Origin of the sequence: Nakamurella lactea DSM 19367 (assembly GCF_000426645.1) — a bacterium.
GTDB lineage: Bacteria > Actinomycetota > Actinomycetes > Mycobacteriales > Nakamurellaceae > Nakamurella > Nakamurella lactea.
The window spans coordinates 1-16,684 of the sequence record NZ_AUFT01000007.1 but is presented as its reverse complement, the minus strand read 5'-3'; the positions used below and the strand labels follow the sequence as shown (position 1 = coordinate 16,684).

The window sequence follows — 16,684 nt, the reverse complement described above, 5'->3', positions numbered from 1 at the left end:
GATCATTTTCTGTCGGGCGCGAGGGGCACATCGATGCATCAGGCCGGGGTACAACTGACGTCGTCGCGCCACCAGACGTTGAGACGTCAGCCCAGATGGGCTCGGCGCATCGTGTCGGCCGTACTGGCCGTTGTCACGGCGGCCGCCCTGACCTTGCTGGGACTCGCCCTGCCGGCCGCCGCGGCCGGCAATACCTGGTACGTCGATCAGGCCACCGGAATCGGCGGCTCCGGCTGCGGGCAGGCGCCGCCCACCGCCTGCACAACGGTCTCTGAAGCGCTGCAGCAGGCCGCAGACGGCGACACCATTCTCATCGCACCCGGCGACTACATCGAGACCCTGGTCGTCAGCAAATCAGTTGCGCTGCAGGGCACCTCGCGGACGGGTGTCGTCATTCAAGCCGAAGAAACAGACGACACCTCGACCGTGACGATCGGGGACGCGAGCCCGGTGACCGTCACTGTGTCGACGATGACGATCCACTCCGACCTGTTCGGCCACCCGGCAGTCCTGGCCAAGTCCGCCAGCGACGTCACGCTGTCCGACGTCACGGTGACCCAGCGCCCGGACGACCGCGCCGACCCGGCGCAGGGCGTCCTGGTCGACGGCGGCAGCACTGCGACGATCACCGACAGCACGATCACCGGCAACGCCGGCGGCTATGGCGTCGGGGCCAGTAACGGCAGCACCGCGACCCTCGACAACACCACCGTGAAGGGCAACGCCGGCTCGGGCGTGCAGGTCGGCGCGCTGGCCGGCGATCCCGGACAGCCGAGCACCGTCACGATCACCAACAGCGACATCACCGAAAACGCCATCGGGGTATCCGTGATCGCCGGCACAGCGACCATCACTGGTGGCACTCTGGCCGACAACAAGGGGCCGGGCCTGACGGTCGCCGGCGACGGCACCGCCGACGTCACCGGCACCTCGATCACCGGTAACTATCTGGGGTTGGGCGGCACCTTCAACGGCGGCATCGTCGTCCAGGACGGAGTGGTCACCGCGACTGGGGTGACGATCTCCGGGAATTCGTCCGGCGCGATGATTGGGAGCGGCAGCCTGTCGCTGACCGACAGCGTTGTGAAGGACAACGGGAATCCGGATCGTGACCCCGACACAACAAACGGGGTGGGGATTGGCGGCCTTGCCGGTGTCAGTATCGGCAGCGACGGCCCGACGCCGGTCGAGGTCACCCTGAAGAACACCGAGGTGTCCGGCAACAAAGCAGCGGGTGTCATGCTGTTGGACGCTCAGGCGCAGATCAGTGCCAGCACGATCAACGGTAATTCGATAGCCGGGATCTTGGCCCAAGGCCGCGGCGGAGACACCGGCCTCCCGCCGGCAACCTTGGCGCTCAGCGGCAGCACCATCGCCGACAACGGGCATGACGCTGCCCCGGGCAGCAGTGCCGGCGGGATGGGGCTGACGATCGACCATTCGTCGGCCGTGGTGACCGACACCGACGTCACCGGCAATGCTCTCGGGATCAGCATGGGTGAGGCGGGCACGGCGACCATCACCGGTGGATCGGTGTCCGGCAACTCGAACGGCGGGATCTCTTTGCCAGGGCCCGGCCGGACCGTCGACCTCACCGGCACCTCGATCACCGGAAACGGTTTGAGCCCGGCCGCCGGCACCCCCTTCGCCGCTGCAATCACCCTCGGGGGTGGCTCGATCACCGGCAAGGGACTGACGATTGCGGGCAACGCCAACGGGGTGTTCTCGTTGGGTGGGAACGTGTCGCTGGCCGACAGCGTGGTGCGGGACAACATCGCGGGTGCCTTCTCGCCATTTGCCGGCATCGGAATTCTGGTCGGGATCTTCAGTGGTCCTCTCGATACTCCGGCCACCGTGCTCAAGGTCGTCCGCAGTGAGATCTCCGGCAACACCAGCGGTGTGATGCTGCTGCCCGGCAGTGAAACGCAGATCAGCGACAGCACTATCGCGAACAACTCCGCTGTCGGCATCGCCGCCGGCGTAGCGAGTGGGCAGGACTTCTCGCCGGCCTCCATCGTGCTGACCGGCAGCACCGTTGCCGACAACGACGACGGCACCTCGACGAATCCGGAAGCCCCGTCCGGCGGTCTGTCCATCGACAACGGAGCGACGGTGCTGCTCGGCGGGTCGATCATCAAGAACGCGGACGGCTCGACCGCCTGTACGTTCCCGGACTCAACCGGTGTGTTGAACGACGGTGGCTACAACATCGTCTCCGACGACAGCTGCAAGCTGGATGCGAGCACCAGCCAGTCGAGCACCGATCCGGTTCTTGAAGGGTTGGGCAACAACGGCGGTTCTTCCCGGACCATGCTGCCGGCCACCGCCGGCCCGGCGGCAGGTTTCATCCCGGTCGGAACCATGCCTGCCGGCACCGGCGCAGCGAGCCAGTCCCTGTGCGCCGATGGGTCGACCGATCAGCGTGGCATCCCCCGCCCGCAGGGCGAGGAATGCTCGGCCGGTGCCGCCGAAGTAACGCAGGTGCCGCCGTTGGTGATCGTCACCGATTCGCTGCCCGACGGAACGGTGGGTGTCGACTATGCCGGGACGCTGAAGGCGACCGGCGGCAACGGTCCGCCGTACAGCTGGGGAATCAAAGCGGGAGACAGCCTGCCGGCCGGGCTTACGCTCGATCCGGCGACCGGGGAGATCTCCGGCACCCCAACGGCTTCCGACGACATCACCTTCACCGTGCGGGTGAGCGATGAAGCACCGGCGGCGGGCTTGCGCGGGCGGACGGCCTTCGCCGCGGCCGCGGCGGCAGCTCCGGCGACCAAGCAGTTCACGATCACCATCGACGCAGCGCCGGTGACCACGTCGACGACAACGACCACTTCGGCTACGACCCCGACGGGAACGACGACTCCGACGGCAACGACATCGGCGGCAACACCCCCGATGACAACGACCGCTACGACGGCAACCACGCCGAGCACCGCCACCTCTACCCCAACGGATCCGACTGCCGCGACGCCGACCAACTCCTCGTCCTCGAACGAGGCCGGGCCGGTCGCGAGCGACCCAGGCACCGATCTGGCCAACACCGGCGTCGACGTCCTACCTGGTCTGACGGCCGGATCCCTCGCCGTGCTACTCGGTATCGGCCTGATGCTGATCGCGCGCACCCGGAGAGTCCGGGGTACGCACCGAGTCTGAGAACCCGCTGACCAGCGGCGGGCGGGCTGCCGCCAGCCGCTCGGCCACGGCCTGCTGCGGGATGGCGTTGACCCGCTGTCCCCGGAATCCGGTCATGTCCTCCGCGCCGAACAGGGCGTTGATCACGGCCTCCTCGGTCGCTTCGATCACTGCCCCGTACAAGGGTGTGACCAAACCGGGTGGCAATACCTGCGCGGTGCGCAGTTCCAGCGCGGACTCCTCGGACCCCGTCCAGCTGTCCAGAACACCGGCGTTGGCCGTGGAGAAGGCCAGGAAGATATCGCCGGAGAAGTGACCGGCGTTGGCCCCGGTGCGCGCCAAACCCATCGGCACCCGCCGGGCAAGCGCCTGGCACTGGTGCGGTAGCAGCGGCGCATCGGTGACAACGATGGCGATGATCGACCCGGCGCCCGGCTCCGGTTCCGGGGCCTCCACGGTCGCCGGCGGATCGCCGAGGTCGCCCAGCCGCACACCGTTGATCATGAACTCCTGCCGCCGGCCGAAGTTCGACTGCACATACACACCAACGGTGTACTCGGCGTCACGCACCCCCACCCGGCGCGACGACGTCCCGGCGCCACCCTTGTATTGGTAGGTCGTCATCCCGGTGCTGCCGCCGACGTTGCCCTCGGCCACCGGACCGGACGATGCTGCCTCGATCGCCTGCACCGCGTGTTCCGGGCGAACGTGCAGACCGTCGATGTCGTTGAGCCCGGCGTCACAGGTCTCGCCGACGACCGGGAGCCGGAATCTCGCCCGGCTGCCGTCGTGGAAGCGGCGAAGCCACCGGATGGCGCCCTCGTGGACCGCGCCCACCGAATGCGTGTTGGTGAGCAGGATCGGAGTCGACAGGCAGCCGGATTCGCTGATCCAGGTGGTGCCGGTCAATTCACCGTTGCCGTTGAGCGAGAACCAGCCTGCCGGCAATGCGAGGTCGCCGCTGCCAGCCTGACCGGCGGGAAGGATGGCGGTGACTCCGGTCCGGACGTTGTCACCCTCGATCAGGGTCACGTGCCCGACCTCGACACCCGCGACGTCGGTGATCGCGTTGAACGGACCCGGTCGCCCGGGCAGCCAGACGCCCCAGTCCCTGGCACGCCGCGCCGTTCGCTCGTGGGTGGAAACGTCGCTTGTGTTCATCGTGATCCGTCTCTGCTCGTTGGCGGCCGGCGATCAGTTTCGCCGGCCTGCGGTGATCGGTCGTCGTCGGACGGGATCAGTCGCCGGACGTGTGCTTGGCACGTCGGACGATGGCCGGATCGGGCCGGAACACCACGGCCGGGTCTTTCCCTTCGTAGTCGAACTGGTTCAGAAAGGCGCGTAACGCGTTGACCCGCGCGCGTTTCTTGTCGTTCGACTTCACCGTGGTCCACGGCGCGTGCCTCTTGTCGGTGCCGGCCAGCATCGCTTCCTTCGCGGCGGTGTAGTCGTCCCAGCGGTCCATCGATTCCAAATCCATCGGGGAGAGCTTCCACCGCCGCACCGGGTCGATCTGTCGCAGGGCGAACCTGGTCCGCTGTTCGTCCTGGGTCACCGAGAACCAGAACTTGGTCACCGTGATGCCCGAATCCACCAACATGCGCTCGAACACCGGCGCCTGCGTCATGAACGTCTGGTACTCGTCGTCCGTGCAGAAACCCATCACCCGTTCGACCCCGGCCCGGTTGTACCAGGATCGGTCGAACATGACGATCTCGCCGGCGGTGGGCAGATTCTGGACGTAGCGCTGGAAGTACCACTGGCCCTGTTCGGAGCTCGACGGTTTCGACAGCGCGACCACCCGGGCCGCCCGCGGATTCAGATGTTCGGTGAACCGCTTGATCGTCCCGCCCTTGCCGGCTGCGTCCCGTCCTTCGAACACGATGACGTGCTTGGCGCCGGTGTCCTCGGTCCAGTACTGGAATTTGAGCAGCTCGATCTGCAGCCGATATTTCTCGTCCTCGTACTCGTCCCGCGACATCAACTCGTCGTACGGGTAGTCGACCCGCCAGGTGTCGATGGCCTGACCGTCCGGCGCGATCAGCACCGGATCGTCGCCCTCTGCGCCCTCGATCCGGTATCCGGTCGTGCGCAGGTGGTCGATGTATTCCCGCAAGGACATCCGCTGCACCATGGCTTGTTCCTACCCGATTTCGATGTCCGGTGGGTGAACAACGCAGCCCGGGACAGGCTGACGCCGACTGGGTGGCCCGGCAACCGTCAGCGGTTTCCCAGGCACGATTCGATATCGCCGTTGAAGCCCTTGGTGAACCAGGCGACCCGCTGGGCCGATGATCCGTGGTCGGTTGATTGGGTCCAGGTGTGGGAGTCGCCCATTGCGTTGAGCGAGTCGATCAATTCGTCGGTGTCGCCGGGTTCGATGTTGAGGTAGCCGAGCTCGGCGGCCTTGGTGAGCGTCGCCCCGGCCAGACAGTCGGCCTGCAGTTCCTGCTGCATCAGGACCGCAGGTTCCTGACCGTCCGCCACAAACCGTTCCTGCGCAACGTGGCCCCATTCGTGGGCAACGACGAGGTAGACGAAGCTGTCTCCGAATGCTTGGTATCCGGTGCGCATCAACTGAAGGTCCCAGGAGACGACGCCTTGCCCGACGACGCCGTCGCCGCAGAAGCTGCCGTTCATCGGCTCTGCTGGTTGTCCGTTGCACAGCGGGCCGGGCACGTTGGAGGCGGAGTCGTAGAAGCCATCTCCGGACCACACCACGGGACCATGCCAGGTGACGTCCCAGCCCTTGAAGATGTACTTCCAGTAATTCTCGACGGCCGACACAGCGGCGTCGGTGTCGGCATAGAGCGCAGCATCACCGGAAAGTTGAATCGTCGGCCTGTCGGTTGTTGGCTGGGTCGTCGTTTCTGCGGGCCGTGTTTCAGCGGAATGCGTTGCGGCAGTGGGCTTGACAGTGACGGTGACCGTAGCCGGAACCTGGGGACGGGCCGGTGCTGCGTTCGTCTTTGCCTTGGTCGGACTTCGGGGGGCTGCGGATTGCTTGGCCGGCGTCGCAGCAGTGGACGGCTGGGCGGGACTGGTTGCCACCGACCCGCGGGTTGATGGCGCAGCCGCGGGTGCCGGCGGACCGGCCACCGCTACGGCCGTACCGCTGACTTCTGACGCCGGTTGGGTGACCGCGTAGGTGCCGGTAGCCGCAGCAACAGCAACGGCGAGGGCAGTCAATCCAGCTGCCCACAGCGATTGGCGCTTCCTCATGATGTCCTGTTGCCCCTCCCCGCGAGCCGAATGAGCGGAGCGTACGAACTCTGTGCCACCAGGGTCAATGACCGTTCGAGTGAACGACTACTTATTTCGGGTGGCGGCGTCAAGAGCCAGCCCGCAGCCTGCATCGCAGCCGTGTCGATGATCGGGAGCGCTTTGAACGGCGACGCCCCAACAAGAGCAGACTCGCGTTCGACGGGAAGCGTCTCGGGACAGCGACCATCCGCCGGAGCCCTCACAGAGTCACGTTCGGTCGACGTCTGCCGCACCCCGGCTGGCCCGCTGTGAAAGCTGCGCAACCATCAGCTGGGCGACTTGGCCGAGCTCGACCGGTCGGAGGTCCCACGCGTCGAGCCCGACATGAATTTCGAGCGCGGGCCGATATGCCGGTGCGTTGGTACCTTCACGACTATGACGAAGCCGCCGGCGGCAGAACCGGGGATCCTGCGGAAGGTGCTGCGAAAGATCAAATCGCTCTTCAGTTCGCAGGGCGATCTCATCGAGCGACGACGAGCCGTCCAGGACGGGGCCGCGAAGTACGGGACCTACGGAACCGGCGACACCGGCAGGCACGGCGGTGGCCTCTGACCGTCAGAAGCCGCCGAGAAGTGCGCACTAGCCGGTATTGCCGTGCAACTCAACGGCGAGATCGAGCAGCTCCGCCCGCACTGCACGGTCACCGTCGTCGCAGCCGGACCCAGTTGTCGCATGGCCGCGCCGAGCCGGCGCGCACCCCGCTGCACTCCGGCAGCGGCTCCGGCCAGTGCGGATCCTCCTGCTCGATGCTCCCGTACTCGTCGACCACCACCTCCGGCGGCACGATGTAGAGACGCTCGTGCAGGTCGTACCCGTTGAGGAACAGCTCGCAGTCGCAGAATCCACCGATGTCGCCCAGTCGCCGTTCCAGCGCGACGGCAGTCGGCACCCGCAGATTGCGGTAGCGCTTCGCCCACCGCAGGGTGTTGTCGCATCCTCCGAGCTCGAGCATCCGATTCACGTAGCAGCACAGGCACTCTCGCGGCTTCGGGTCCGTCACGGCGTCCTGATAGTCGCGGAGCTCCTGCTCAAGGTTCTCGATCAAGTCGTTCATGGCGCCATCAGACACCGCCCCACCGACAGTCGGCCGAACGTCGGGGCGAACTGAACTGGCCCGGGCCCCCATGGGGTCCGGGCCAGGTCGGCGTCAGAAGGGTTGCATCAGGTCAGATCGGGAGGCTGGGCAGCACCTCCTTGGCCAGTGCCTTGGCGCCAGTGGCCAGGTCGTGGAAGTCGTAGGCCACGACGATCTGTTGCGCCACGCCCTGGAACACCACATCGGCAGCAAGGCTGACCGAGCCACCAGAGGTGGCATCGAGGGTTCCGTCGAAGGACGCCGACCGTACGTCCAGCAGTGCACCCAGGCCGTTGGCTGCGACATAGGCTCCGACCGCCGCGACGTCCCCGATGGTCGAGTTGAGCTGATCGAGGGCGGCACCGGCCGATTTCAGCACCGCCGTCGCAACGTTGAGCTGTTGCTGGAAGCCGCTCACTACCTGATCGGCAGCGCTGATGCCGAGTGCTGTCGATTGCTGGGCTGCCGACAGGACTCCCTGAGCGGCTTGCAGGGCAGTAACGGCCGTGGCGCGGCCGGCCTGCAGCCCGAGGATCCGGGGGTCCTGGTCGATCGGGTAGGTGACCGTTGCGGCATTGGCCGCGTTGACCGTCTGCTGGGCCGCGTAGAGGACGCCATCCGCTACCGCGATCGATCCGCGGAGTCCCTGGATCGACACCGTGAGGGCCGCGACCTGGGTGCCACGCCAGCCGACCTCGGCACCGAGTTCGGTCCACCCCCACGCCTTGTCGTACCAGGCCAGATTGCTGTACCAGTTGTTCCACCAACTGATATCGCTGTTGAGCTGGTTGATCTGGCTCTGCTGCGCGTTGATCTGCGCGTTCAACGAGTCGACCGGAGCCTGTGCCGCGGCCAGCTTCTGCTGCGCGTCGCGCAGGTTGGCGGCTGCGGCGTCGCGCTGGGCCTGGATCTGGGCCCGGGTGGAGGCGATCTGGACGTCGATCGCGCCCAGGCTCTGCTGCGCCCGGGTGACCTGGTCGGAGGCACCCTGAATCTGGGCCTGGGCGTCCGCCTGCTTGGCCGCCAGATCGGCCTTCGCCTGGTCGACCGAGGCACCGAACCTGGTCACGTCCGCCTGCGCGCCGTCGACGGCGTGCTGGGCGGCCGCGATCTGCGCCTGGGCGTCGGCCGCGGCCTGCTGGAGTACGGCCGCGGCCCTGCGGGCCGCGTCGTCCAGGAACGACTGGTGCATCCCTGCGTGCACCATGAATCCGGCTCCGGACTGCAGTGACCCGCCCCTGGCGTGCACGTCGGCGTCGAAGACACCGAAGACCCGACCCGAGCAGTCGAAGTCGAAACCCTTGTCCGACAACGATACCGAGGCCGATGTGGAGATCCCGAGCAGGTCCACCTGTCCGGTGAACTCGACGCTGGGAATTGCGGTCGTCTTCACCTCGACGGCCAGGTCCGGTCCCTTGGTGGTGTCCGTTCCGGTGAGCGAAAACACGTCGCCGATGACGATCGGGCTCAGTGAGCCGCTGGCCTCGATACCGTCCTGCGGGTCGATCTCGACCCTGGCCTTGGCAGTGAACCCGGAGACGTTGAGGGTGCCACCGACGCGCAGGCCCTGGCGGTAGTTGAGTGCGCCGATGGTGGTGTCCTGCGGGACGACATAGAGATCCACGTCGTCCAGCGAGATCCCGGCCAGCGTGCCGCTGACGTCGGCCGGGATGCCGGCGGTGACGGCCGGCGGGCAGAAGGTGTCCACCAGGTCGAGCAGCGACAGGTGGTTGAAGGCCACGATCAGGACGCTCTGACTCGGCAGCTGGGAGTTGAACGAGACGGCGGCGTTTCCCTGGAAGGCGCCGATGGTGAGTCCGCCGGCGATGCCGATCGATGGCACGCCCTCGAAGTCGGAACCGATCTCCAGGGAGACGTCGGTGAGCGCGATGCCTTTGGCGCCCAACGGGTCCTGCCAGGTGCCCTTCATGGTGGCGAAGAACGAGATCCCGTTGGGGACGACCTTGACGCCGCCGATGAACTCCAGCGGGCTGCTGTCGATGGTGACGTCGACAGCACCGGAGACGACGACCGAGATGTTCTCCGGGTCGGGCACCAGTGCGAACTCGGCGTTCTTGACGACGACACCGTCGGTGATCCGCACGTCGCCGAGACCGGCCTCCAGCCGCAGGTCGGCCAGCGAGGTGCCTACGTGAGCCTTGACGTCCAGGTGCGCCTCGCCGAGCAGCTTGTCGGCGCCCAGACCCGACAGGTCGAGCTGTCCGTCGACGAGCAGGCCCTTGGCGACCCCCTTGCCGGCGATGGGCTGGAGCTCGTCGAAGGTGAAGGTGGTGTCGTCGAACGAGGAGATGACGATCAGCGCGTCGGGCAGGTGGACGGAGTCGAGTCCGCCGAGCGAGGGCGACAACGAGGAGAACTTGTAGTTGTCGTCGAGCTCGATGCCGACCGCGAAGCCCCACTCGGTGCCCTTGCGGACGACGGCCTGGACGCGCTTGAAGCCAGGCCCGCTCGCCGCGAACGACAGCTCGGCCTGCTCGACGTCGATGGCCAGGACGATGTCGGTCATGGTCAGTGCGACCAGCTCGGGCGGAAGCGCCACGGCGCCGAGCGTCGCAGCGCCGACGACGTCCTGGATCAGGGCGAACGGCGCCAGTTCCGGCACCGACGCGTGCAGGGTCAACCCACCGGGCACGGCATACGCGACCGGCACGTCGATGCCCGCGAGGTGCACCAGCCCGGAGATCGAACCGGTGACGGTTCGGCCCTGCTCATCGGCGGCGTGGCGGCTGAACATCACCGCCAGGTGGCCGACGCCGATGCCTTCCGGACCCACCGGCACCGTCCAGTCGGTCGGCGAGGCGGCGGCGAAGGTGACCATGGAGCCATCGAGCGCGGCGTCGAGGGCGCAGCCGGAGAGCTCCAACTCCGGCAGGTCGGTCGGGATGCTCTGCCCGTAGGCCTGGGCGACGGCAGAGGCGGTGAGCGAAGCGCCGTCGGCAAGGCCGGCGTGCAGTGACCAGGCAGCCGCGCCCTCCGCCGCCGGGTCCCGCTCGATCCGGACGACGATGGCGGCGCCGGCGAAGGTCGCCGTGCCCTCGACCGTGGCGGCGACGGTGCGGTTGGCGGCGTCGGTGGGGTGCTCGACCGCGACGTGCACCGAGACCTCATCGACGGTGACACCCACTGGATCGGGTAGCACGATGGGGTGGCCGGTCGACAGGGTCGCTTGCACGGACTCGATGCCCTCGGGGCTGACGACGACCGAGGCTTCGGCCAGGCCGGCGTCGGCCAGGCCGGTCAGCTGCGGCGGCAGCTGTGCCGGTAGGTCGTCGCCGACGAAGGCGGCGATGGTGGAGATGCCCAGGCGGGTTCCGTCCTCCGCGGTGACCGTGACGGCGTAGGTCTGCGGGTCGTCGTGGGTGACTGCGACGCTGACCTTGTTGCCGGCGATGGTGGCGCTGATGGTGACCGCGATCGTCGTCGAATCCGCTGCGTGGCTGACAGCGATGGTGACCTCGAGGTCATCGAGTTCGACGTGCCCAGGTACCAGTGGCCACGGGGCGTCGGCCGTGACGGTCAGGCCGATGGCCGTCAGCCGGCGGGCGGTGGTGTCCACGTCGACGCTGACATGGGCGATGGCGACCGACGACACGACGGCGGATAGGGAGGTCGGCAGGGCAGCCAGCGGGTCGGATGATCCGGCGACCACCGCGGCGGCCGACAGGGCGGCCAGGGTGACCTGGCTCAGGTCGGCCTCGACCCGCACCGGTGCCCCGTCGACGGACGGCGTTACCTGCACGTCGACGGTGGTCGGGCCGACGGTGAGCGAGCCTTCGTTCCCGGTGACGTCCAGCGCCAACCAGGAGATGCCTGGCAACGCATAGCTTGTCGTGGTCGGAGTCGTGGTTGGGGCGGTGGCGATCGGTGCTGCGGTGACGGTCATGACGAGTCCTCTCGAGGCTGCCGGACCCTGGTGGTCCGGCGGGTGAGGACAACGGTCCGCGGATGCGAGGCCCATTTCGAGGGTGCCCACACGCCTCTGCGAAAGGGGGTGCACGCACCCCCTTTGCGAGTCGACTGTCGTCTGCCACCGCGGCCGGCGCAGCGGCATCAATCCCCTTCCTGCGGACGACCGTCGTTGAGGATGAAAAGCCCCGCGGGATAGCGATTTTCGCTTCCGGCGGTTGGCGCCGACCTCCCACGGCCGCAAACGGTGCCGCGCAGCTACTTGAGCCTGAGGATGGGCTCATCGCTGCCAGCGGAATGCTTCCCGTCAGCGACAGCCGACGCGACGCCCTGGCCCTGTGGTCCGCGCTCGCTCCCCTCGTCGTCATCCTCGTGCAGGCAGGCGTGCATCGAACTTGCCAGCGGTGTCGAACGGCTTGCGTTCATGGAGGGTGATCTGGAGGAGATGCTTGGTTCCACCAACACGACGATCGCGGTCTGGCTTCCGCTGCGTCACTTCCATGACGCGGGTCGCGGATCACTCCTGACCTACTCCCCGAGTCTCGTGGGGGCCGTCAGCGTGCTGACGGCCCCCACGAGGAACCGCTATCGAAGGATGGCGTGCCTCACGACGCTCGCGGGGGCAGCGTGTTCACCGTGGTGATGATCCTGTAGGCCGCGTCGACCAGTCGCCCGGCTTGGTCGGCGGTCAGTTTGCCCGCCTGCTCCAGGCCCCGAACCTGGGTCATGAAGCCGGTCAGGACGGCCACCGCCGCGCCGGACTTATCACCCTTCGTGCTCTGCAGCAGCTTGAGCGCCTGATCGAGCTTGACCGTGAGCGCGTTCGTGTTGCCATGATTCAGCCCGCTGCTCTTGACGTCCTCGACGAGGTTCGCAAACTCATCGAGCAGCAACGCCTCACACGCCACGCCATCGGACACTTTCGTGATGGAGGCCTGCTTGGCGGGTGGCGGTGTCGTCCGGCTCGAGACGTCGGCCTCGAGTGTCCGGTCGTAGCATTTGCCCGATGCGTCGGATGCCACGTACCGCTGCTGTGCGAGATCCGAGCCCGGCACGGTGGTGTAAAGATCGGAGATCTCGACCCAGTTGCCGGCAACGCCATTGCGCTGCGCCTGGGCCGCATACGTCCAGCCGAACGTGTTCAACCCGTCTGCACGGTTGACTCCGTTCTGATCGAGGTAATTCAGGTTCACCGTCGTCGACGACGTGTCGGCACCGTTGCTGACGGTCGTCTTGACCACATATTCGGTGAGCTGATTGACCGGAGTGTTGGCCGCGTTCGTGATATTCGTGTCGAGCTTGATCTTCTGATCCAGCGTGGTGACGACCTTGCCGTGCGAGGTATTCACATAGCCACTAATCACATGATCATGCGTCACCACCGCCCGCCGCGGGGTCGCCGTGTTCACCTCCAACGTCGGCACCGCCGACAGCGTGTTCACGGTGACCTCACCGCTGGTCGTCGTCGCCCCGTGATCGCGATACAGCACAAGGTTGCCCATGAGGTACCAGAACGAACCACCCGTCAACACGTAACCCGGACCGGGTTGCGGAGTACAGAGGCCGGCAGCAGTCGTAGAACATGAGCCGAACACCGGTGTGCGCGTGGGCGCGGCGTCCGGCAGGTTGTAGCCGTTGATCGAGACGGTATGGGGTTGACCATCGGACAGCACTCCGGCAAACGGACTCAGATCGACCCGGTACGAGACGAAATTGAACGCCGACACCGCCGGGACCGGAGCCCAGTTACGATTCCGGTAACCACCGCCGTTGGAGTACGTGTACTTGTACGGATAGGCCGGAACGACACCCGCGGGCTGACCATCGACCTTCACCTCGAACTCGCGGACACCCCGCCCGCCGGCAGCGCTATTGGTCGAGGTGTTGTAGAACTCGTCCCCGCGCTGACCCTCGCGCTGCACATCCAGATACACCCGCTCAAGATTGCGCGGCAAGTCATTGAACGTGTACGTCAGCGCCTGCGAATCGTTCCAGACCACCTTGCCCTCGTCCGTATTCGGATCCAGGGAACGCACCTCGTCCGCTACGGCCGGGGCCGGATTGCCCGACGCCACCGGATAGAACACCAGCTTCGCGGTCCAGTACACGCCGTGGTCAACCGTCGCCGGCGTGAAGTAGCTGCCCTGCCAGGCATCGTTGTCCAGATGCACCTTGCCGTCTTGCGGCTTGGCGAACAATGCCGAGTACTCCGTCAGGTCGTTCTCCTCATGCCACTGAGGGATCACCTTCGGGTTCGGGCCCGTATACGTCGGATAATCCTCCTGATAGTTTCCGGGGCCCGCCGTCGTCCCGTAGTAGAGGGTGACGCCGCCGAGGAACAACTGCGCGGTCTTGTCGTACAACGCGGCATCGGGATCGGCACGGAAGTCCGACTCCAGGACCACCTTTGACCACGGCCCGGCACACTTCGCCGACGGGCTGTAGCTGTAGTCCTGCGGCGGCGCCCCGTCCCTGGGGACGAACTTGCGATCGGTGAACAACTGCACCGTGCACGGCGCCGTCCCCGGCCGATCGACGGTCGGCTCTGCCGTGACGGGCTGACGCGACCCGACCTCGGGTCGGTTGCCGTACGTCCACTGCGGCACGATCGACGCCGCGCCGGTCACCACCGGTGCCGAACCGTCATCCCCCGGCGGCGGCCCGGCGCTCGCCTGCGCGTTCGGGACCACCACCAATGCGCCGGCCACCAGGGCGGCCGCCACGGCCCGGCACGCCTTGGTCATCGTCTTCGTCACCATGTATCTCTCCCTTGAGACATCTGGCTGAGCTTCCGCTGAGGCCTTCGCTCCGAGGCCGCAGTGCCGTCAAACGTCACCGAATCGTGGTCCGGCTGACGCAGCGAAGCGTACTAATAGCCGACACATAGGTGCAAGAGTGCATATACTTGGTCCAGTTTTGGATGAATCGCCGGCCGATGCCCCTTGTCGTCCCTGCGAGCTCAAAGGCGGAGCGTCACGATGGAGAAGGGCTTCGGGCAGATGAACGGCTCAAGCGGCCGACGTCGACAACAGGCCGCGGCCGGCACCGTGCTCAGTCTCATCCGCAGCGGGCAGGCACGGTCGCGCGCCGAGATCGCACGGGTCACCGGACTGTCGCCCACAACGGTGGCGCAGCGCGTCGACCAGCTCATCGATGCGGGCTATGTCCGCGAGGCCGGCATGGGCGCCTCGCAGGGTGGTCGGCGTCCGCGGGCGCTCGAGGTCGACCCAACGATGGGCGTGGTGTGCGCCATCGATCTCGACTCGGAGAATGCGGCTTTCGGGCTCCTCGACCTTGCCGGCCGGCTCGTTGCCATGCGCCGCGAGCACATCGACATCACCGAGGGCGTCGACCCGATCCTCACCCGGATGGTCCGCACGGCCGACGCCCTTGTCGCCGAGCATGCCGAGCCGGGACAGCGACTGCGCGGGTATGGCATCGGCGTACCGGGTCCGGTCGATTCCCGCACCGGGGCCCTGGTCTCGCCGTCACGCATGCCGGGATGGAACGGCATCGATGTTGCCGCCACGGTATCCGAGCTGACCGGCCTCCCCACCGTCGTCGACAACGATGCGAACCTGATGGCGCTGGGCGAGCACGAACTCGATCGAGGCATCGCCGACATGGTCTTCGTGAAGGTCGGGTCGAGCATCGGCTGCGGCGTCATCGCGTCGGGCGTTCTGCACCACGGCCACCACGGCATGGCGGGCGACATCAGCCACGTCACCGTGCCCGACGCGCCGCCCGTGCTGTGCTCCTGCGGGCGAACCGGATGCCTCGACGCCGTCGCGGGGGGCCGGGCGATCGTCCGTGCTCTCACCGACGACGGGGTGCAGGTCGAAACAGTCGACGATGTCCTCGCGCTCGCGAAAGATGGGCATCCCCTCGCAACCCGGATGCTCCGCGAGGCCGGTACCCGAGTCGGGCATGTTCTCACCACGATCATGAACTTCTTCAACCCTCAGCGTCTCGTCCTCGGCGGCGTTCTCGGTGAGGCCAAGGCTTTCGTCGCGGGCGTGCGGTCGGCGATCTATCTCGAATGCCTCCCGATGATCACTGATGAGCTCGACATCGCCGTGAGTAAGGCGAAGGACAAAGCAGGAATCCTCGGCGCCGGGGCAGTCGTGCTCGACCGGGTTTTCGAACTCCACGAGTTCGGGTCGGGGCAATGACCGCGCTGGGCCGCGAACGTCGTGTGACATGACCTCGCACCTCACCGCGCGTGGGGGATCTTCAGGTCAGTTGATTGGCAATGGAAGAGGCCTTCGCTCCAGGAAACGGCCTGGGAAATGAGGAGCCTGGGGATTCGAACCCCCTCTGACTCCCCGAAACGGGCCCACCCAAGGTCGTCCGATGCCCCGCCCGATAACGTCAGCAGGGCCGGACGGTGAAGCTGTCCGGCCCTGCTGACGTTGTGGAGACGAGGAGAATCGAACTCCCAACCCCCGCCTTGCAAAGTCTGCCTGCGAGGGCCGGCGGCGTTCGTTGGTGTTCAGATCCGGCACGAACGATCCGTCAACATTCTGCTTCGCCCGCCCACATCCGGGGTCTCGGCTACATCCATGGCTACACCAGACGAGGCTGGCTCGGGCGTCTCGATAGCCAAGGGTATGCGGCTGCGTCGCCCCTCATTTAAGGCTGCGATGGCCACGACGAGAACAGGCTCAGGTCGGCGAACAACGCCAGGTCGGTCGAATCGGTGCTCCTGCTGTGGCTGCTGGCCTCCTAGCCGAGCTGGCCCACCAGTCGTTGGTAGCGAGTCTTGATAGCTTCTTCGCCGCCCTCAAGAATCTCGCACACGTTGTTCTTCACTTCGACCCTCTGGAGCGTTCCTTCGGCCTCGATTCTCGGCAGCGAGTCTCCATGCTCCAGTACGACAATGTTCTCGGACCCAGAAGTCACCACGACGTTCGAGTTGTGGGTCGATACGATGAGCTGTCGCTTCCGCTTGATGCCCTTGAGTGTCTCGACCGCCAGGGGGAGTGCCCCGGGTCTGGTTGACCACTGATCCTGTGAGGATGAGGTCCTTGCTGGAAGGATGGTCACCATGCCGAAGCCCTACCCCGAAGAGTTCCGCAACGACGTGGTCGCGTTGGCCCGCAAACGCGAAGTCCCCTGGACCCAGATCGCGAAGGACTTCGGGATCTCCGAGGCCTGCGTGCACAACTGGGTAAAGAAGGCCGACATCGCCGACGGGCTGGCTGCGGCGGCGCCGGCCTCGGGCGAGTCCGGCGAGCTGCGGGAGGCCCGCAAGCGGATCCGGCTGCTGGAGCAGGAGGCGGA

12 protein-coding genes are annotated in these 16,684 nt (G+C 66.7%); 5 read left to right on the top strand and 7 right to left on the bottom strand.

Annotated features, from left to right (window positions below):
• The first annotated feature begins 111 nt into the window (after positions 1 to 111).
• Positions 112 to 3,156, top strand: a complete 3,045-nt coding sequence (locus K340_RS0107975; RefSeq protein WP_029136333.1) for a right-handed parallel beta-helix repeat-containing protein — start codon at positions 112 to 114, stop codon at positions 3,154 to 3,156.
• On the opposite strand, the gene K340_RS28305 is transcribed toward K340_RS0107975, so the two are convergent.
• The 3 genes from K340_RS28305 to K340_RS35025 form a co-directional block, all read right to left on the bottom strand.
• Positions 3,091 to 4,296 carry a DmpA family aminopeptidase gene (locus tag K340_RS28305; RefSeq protein WP_084614171.1) on the bottom strand — a complete coding sequence of 402 codons (1,206 nt, stop codon included), beginning with the start codon at positions 4,294 to 4,296 and terminating at the stop codon, positions 3,091 to 3,093. The two genes, K340_RS0107975 and K340_RS28305, sit on opposite strands and share 66 nt — an antisense overlap.
• A 76-nt stretch (positions 4,297 to 4,372) precedes the next feature.
• Entirely contained in the window at positions 4,373 to 5,269 is an 897-nt protein-coding gene (gene ppk2, locus K340_RS0107965; protein WP_029136332.1) for a polyphosphate kinase 2, read from the bottom strand.
• A gap of 86 nt (positions 5,270 to 5,355) precedes the next feature.
• On the bottom strand, positions 5,356 to 6,186 hold the full coding sequence (locus tag K340_RS35025) for a neutral zinc metallopeptidase (RefSeq protein WP_161632072.1): 831 nt from the start codon (positions 6,184 to 6,186) through the stop codon (positions 5,356 to 5,358).
• A 588-nt stretch (positions 6,187 to 6,774) separates the two neighbouring features.
• Between K340_RS35025 and K340_RS35765 the strand changes: the two genes are divergently transcribed.
• A complete protein-coding gene (locus K340_RS35765) occupies positions 6,775 to 6,951 on the top strand; it encodes a hypothetical protein (protein WP_154674141.1) in 177 nt (58 codons plus the stop codon).
• Between the two features lie 88 nt (positions 6,952 to 7,039).
• Here K340_RS35765 and K340_RS0107950 read toward each other — a convergent pair whose 3' ends face one another.
• From K340_RS0107950 to K340_RS0107935, 3 genes are all read right to left on the bottom strand, one after another.
• Positions 7,040 to 7,453: a DUF2695 domain-containing protein gene (locus K340_RS0107950; protein WP_029136331.1), complete on the bottom strand. Its 414-nt coding sequence runs from the start codon at positions 7,451 to 7,453 to the stop codon at positions 7,040 to 7,042.
• Between the two features lie 112 nt (positions 7,454 to 7,565).
• Complete coding sequence (locus tag K340_RS0107945) at positions 7,566 to 11,378, bottom strand: hypothetical protein (protein ID WP_029136330.1); 3,813 nt, start codon at positions 11,376 to 11,378, stop codon at positions 7,566 to 7,568.
• 628 nt (positions 11,379 to 12,006) lie between these two features.
• On the bottom strand, positions 12,007 to 14,007 hold the full coding sequence (locus K340_RS0107935) for a peptide-N4-asparagine amidase (RefSeq protein WP_281170710.1): 2,001 nt from the start codon (positions 14,005 to 14,007) through the stop codon (positions 12,007 to 12,009).
• Between K340_RS0107935 and K340_RS36210 the strand changes: the two genes are divergently transcribed.
• Entirely contained in the window at positions 13,985 to 14,188 is a 204-nt protein-coding gene (locus K340_RS36210) for a hypothetical protein (RefSeq protein ID WP_161632070.1), read from the top strand. The two genes, K340_RS0107935 and K340_RS36210, sit on opposite strands and share 23 nt — an antisense overlap.
• A gap of 191 nt (positions 14,189 to 14,379) precedes the next feature.
• Positions 14,380 to 15,573: an ROK family transcriptional regulator gene (locus K340_RS0107930; protein WP_211229324.1), complete on the top strand. Its 1,194-nt coding sequence runs from the start codon at positions 14,380 to 14,382 to the stop codon at positions 15,571 to 15,573.
• 553 nt (positions 15,574 to 16,126) lie between these two features.
• Here the strand turns inward: K340_RS0107930 and K340_RS0107925 are convergent.
• Positions 16,127 to 16,450, bottom strand: coding sequence for a hypothetical protein (locus K340_RS0107925; protein WP_211229323.1), 324 nt, complete (start codon positions 16,448 to 16,450; stop codon positions 16,127 to 16,129).
• On the opposite strand from K340_RS0107925, the gene K340_RS36585 reads away from it, so the two are divergent.
• A partial coding sequence (locus K340_RS36585; RefSeq protein WP_029136326.1) for a transposase occupies positions 16,449 to 16,684 on the top strand: 236 nt, incomplete at its 3' end. The two genes, K340_RS0107925 and K340_RS36585, sit on opposite strands and share 2 nt — an antisense overlap.

What these genes read in the sequence shown, in the direction of transcription:
- K340_RS28305 (WP_084614171.1), bottom strand. Translation starts at nt 4,296, where the DNA reads ATGAACACAAGCGACGTTTCCACCCACGAGCGAACGGCGCGGCGTGCC.
- K340_RS0107950 (WP_029136331.1), bottom strand. Translation starts at nt 7,453, where the DNA reads ATGAACGACTTGATCGAGAACCTTGAGCAGGAGCTCCGCGACTATCAG.
- K340_RS35765 (WP_154674141.1), top strand. Translation starts at nt 6,775, where the DNA reads ATGACGAAGCCGCCGGCGGCAGAACCGGGGATCCTGCGGAAGGTGCTG.
- K340_RS0107930 (WP_211229324.1), top strand. Translation starts at nt 14,380, where the DNA reads ATGGAGAAGGGCTTCGGGCAGATGAACGGCTCAAGCGGCCGACGTCGA.
- K340_RS0107925 (WP_211229323.1), bottom strand. Translation starts at nt 16,450, where the DNA reads ATGGTGACCATCCTTCCAGCAAGGACCTCATCCTCACAGGATCAGTGG.
- K340_RS0107945 (WP_029136330.1), bottom strand. Translation starts at nt 11,378, where the DNA reads ATGACCGTCACCGCAGCACCGATCGCCACCGCCCCAACCACGACTCCG.
- ppk2 (WP_029136332.1), bottom strand. Translation starts at nt 5,269, where the DNA reads ATGGTGCAGCGGATGTCCTTGCGGGAATACATCGACCACCTGCGCACG.